This window comes from Pantoea sp. Ap-967 (assembly GCF_011752565.1).
Taxonomy (GTDB): Bacteria; Pseudomonadota; Gammaproteobacteria; order Pseudomonadales; family Pseudomonadaceae; genus Aquipseudomonas.
The window spans coordinates 1-3262 of record NZ_VWXK01000063.1; the positions used below are offsets into that span (position 1 = coordinate 1).

The 3262-nt window shown below is 62.2% G+C and carries 1 protein-coding gene; it reads right to left on the reverse strand.

Annotated features, from left to right (window positions below):
• Window positions 1–3242: condensation domain-containing protein (locus F3J45_RS29430; protein WP_370526513.1), on the reverse strand; the 3242-nt coding region annotated here is incomplete at its 3' end.
• Window positions 3243–3262 lie beyond the last annotated feature (20 nt).

The window sequence follows — 3262 nt, forward strand, 5'->3', positions numbered from 1 at the left end:
CTCAGTTGCTGCTCACCGAACAGCAAAGCCGGTGCGTCAGGCGTCGCCTGCACACGCTGCTCGAACAGCCCGTGCACGGTCTGGTTCAGGTCGTACGGGGTGGCGGTAGCGTTGAAACGTTCGAGCAGTGTTTCACGCAGGGCCTGCTCAGGTGCCAGGAGTTCTCCCACGGACTGTTTCCCTGAGCATTCGACCATACGCGCCAAGACCTGCATGAACTGACTGGCCAATGCCTGAACGAATGCAGCGTGATACTCACCGCCATGGCGCCAGTGCAAAGTCAACGTCCGACCCAGCGCGACCACCAGGGCGAGCGGGTAATGCCCCTGCTCACGGTTGTGCACTTCGCCAAAGCGTGTGCGCATGCCCTCACCCTGGCGCAGGGCATCGGCAACCGGGTAGTTCTCAAACACCAGCAAACTGTCGAACAGCGGCTGGCCGGCGAGTTGCGCCCAGCGTTGGATATCGAACAACGGCGTGTGCTCGAATTCGCGCAACGCCAGGTTCTGTGCCTGCAACGCGCCCAAGAAATCAGCCAGCCCCTGGTCAGCGCGTGGCGTAGCGATAACCGGCAAGGTATTGATGAACAACCCCAGTTGCTGTTCGATGCCGGCCAGATCGGCTGGCCGGCCTGCCACCGTGGCACCGAATGCCACCGTGTCCTGACCGCTGTGCCGCTGTAAAAGCAGTAGCCAGGCTGCCTGAAGCACAGTATTGACGGTGACTTTCATATCCCGGGCGAACTGGACCAAACGCTCGGTTGCCCCCTCGTCAAGGGCAACATGCAACTCCCCACTTGCCTGTGCCCCTTCAGTGGCTGCAACGATCAGACGCGTGGGCGCTTGCAACCCGACCAGTTGCTGCTGCCAGAACGCTTGCGCGGCAATTGCATCCTGTTGCCCCAACCAACCGATGTAATCGCCGTAACTGCCTGTATTCGCAGGCAAGGCCTGGCCGTTGTAGCACTGCAATACCTGGGCGACCAGTGCCGACAGGCTCCAGCCATCCATGAGGATGTGATGATGGGTGAAGATCAGCCGGTGCAGCGCATCGCCCAGGCGCACCAGCGTCAAGCGAAATGCCGGCGCTACCTGCAGGTCGAAACCGGCCGCCAACTCTTCATCTTCCAAGCGCCGCAGTTGTGCCTGCGCTTCGTCGAGGTGACGCCAGTCGAGCACCCGGAATGGAACCTGCACGGCGCGCTCCACGATTTGCATGGGGTGCGCCAGGCCTCCTTGCCAGGCGAAGCGGGTGCGCAGAATGTCATGATGAGCGGTCACCTGCTGCCAGGCCTGCTCGAACCGTTGCGTGTCGAGGTGATGCACGTCGACGCACATCTGGTTCAAGTAGTCTTCACGCTTGTCGTCGCCAAGCCCGTGGAACAGCATCCCCTGCTGCATAGGAGACAATGGATAGATGGCCTGTACAGCGGCGGGCTGAGTGGCGATCGTATCCAACTGCGCCTGATCGAGCTGGGCCAGCGGGAAGTCCGACGGCGTTACGCCCTGATGGCTTGGCTGCGCGCAGTATTCGACCAGCGCCGTCAGTTCCTGAGCATAGGCATCCGCCAACGCCTGGATGGTCGCCTCGTCGAAACGCTCACTGCTGAAGCGCCAGCCCAAGGTGAACTGCCCCTCGTACACCAGGCCATTGAGGCTCAATTCATGTTCCATCAACGCCTCGGGGCTCACCTCGGCGCCACGCGCATGGCCTACCGGAACCAGCCCCTGCCCACCATCGCCTGCGGCATTGACCTGGCCCAGGTAGTTGAACACCACTTGCGGCAGTGCCTGCCCACGCAAGGCACTGTCGTCGGCCAGATGGTAGAGCATGCCGAAGCCCAGGCCCTTGTCCGGCACGGCGCGCAGTTGCTCCTTGATACGTTTGATCGACGCACCAATCGCCTGCTCCGGCGTTAGCCGCAGCGGGAACAGCGAGGTGAACCAGCCGACGGTACGGCTCAGGTCCATATCCTGGAAAAGCGTATCCTCACGACCATGCCCTTCCAGCAACAGGCCGATGGAGGGCTCACCGGTCCAGGCCGACAGCACCCTCACCAGCGCCGTCAGCAACAGGTCGTTGACCTGGGTTCGGTAGGCAGCCGGAGCCTCCTGCAGCAGCCGGCGAGTCATGTCCTTGTCCAGGCGTGTATGCACGGTGCGACCAAGGCGGTTGGCCCTGCCCCCTTGGGGGTGATCGCAGGGCAATGGGCTCACACCCTGCAATTGCTCCAGCCAATACGCTTGCTGGGTCAGAAGCGTTGGCCCCTGGGCCTGGGCATGCAAGGCATTGGTCCAGGCTTGCAAGGAGCAGGTCTTGGCCGCCAACGCCACAGGCTCGCGCTGCTGCAACTGCAGACACACGTGCTGCAGATCTTCCAGGAGAATCCGCCAGGACACACTATCGATTACCAAGTGATGCGCCACCAGCAACAGCAAGCGTCGACCTTCCGGCAATTGATAGAGCACTGCCCGGAACAGCGGCCCGCTGGCAGGATCGAGACTGGCCTGCACCTCATCTGCCTTAGCCGTCAGATCATCCAGATCCGTGGCCGTTACCTGGGTGAACAGGCCGGCGGTGGTGTCAACCGCCACCGTGTGAGCTTGCCACCCCTGCGCGCGCTGTTCGAAACGTAGGCGCAGCCCATCGTGATGACCATAAACCACGTTCAGCGCAGCTTCGAGCTCGTTTCCGGAGTAACTGCCCGGCACTTCGAGCAGCAGCGATTGATTGAAATGATGGCGGTCTACTGCACAGGTCTCGAAAAAACGCGCCTGTATAGGCGTCATGCGTACCAAGCCGACGACCGGCCCCTGGTCGACCTGCACAGTCTCGTGGCCCGTACGTGCTGCCCGTGCCAGGGCACGTACCGTTTGATGCTGGAACAGTGCTTTGGGCGTAAAGTGGATACCTGCCTGACGGGCTCGGCTGACCACCTGAATCGAGATGATCGAATCGCCGCCCAGTTCAAAGAAGTTGTCGATGACGCCAATGCGTTCACGGCGCAGCACGTCCTGCCAAATCGCCGCGATGGCTTGCTCCAATTCACCTTCCGGGGCGACATACGCTTTCTGCGCCTGGGCCTGCGGGCTCGGCAACTGGCGCCGGTCGAGCTTGCCGTTGGGGCTCAACGGTAAAGCGTCCAGGAACAGCCACTGGGCCGGCACCATGTACTCCGGCAGGCTGCGCGACAACTGCGCCTTCAGCGCCTCGACCGTCGCCTCGCCTACCACGTACGCCACCAGTTGCTGCTCCACCACCA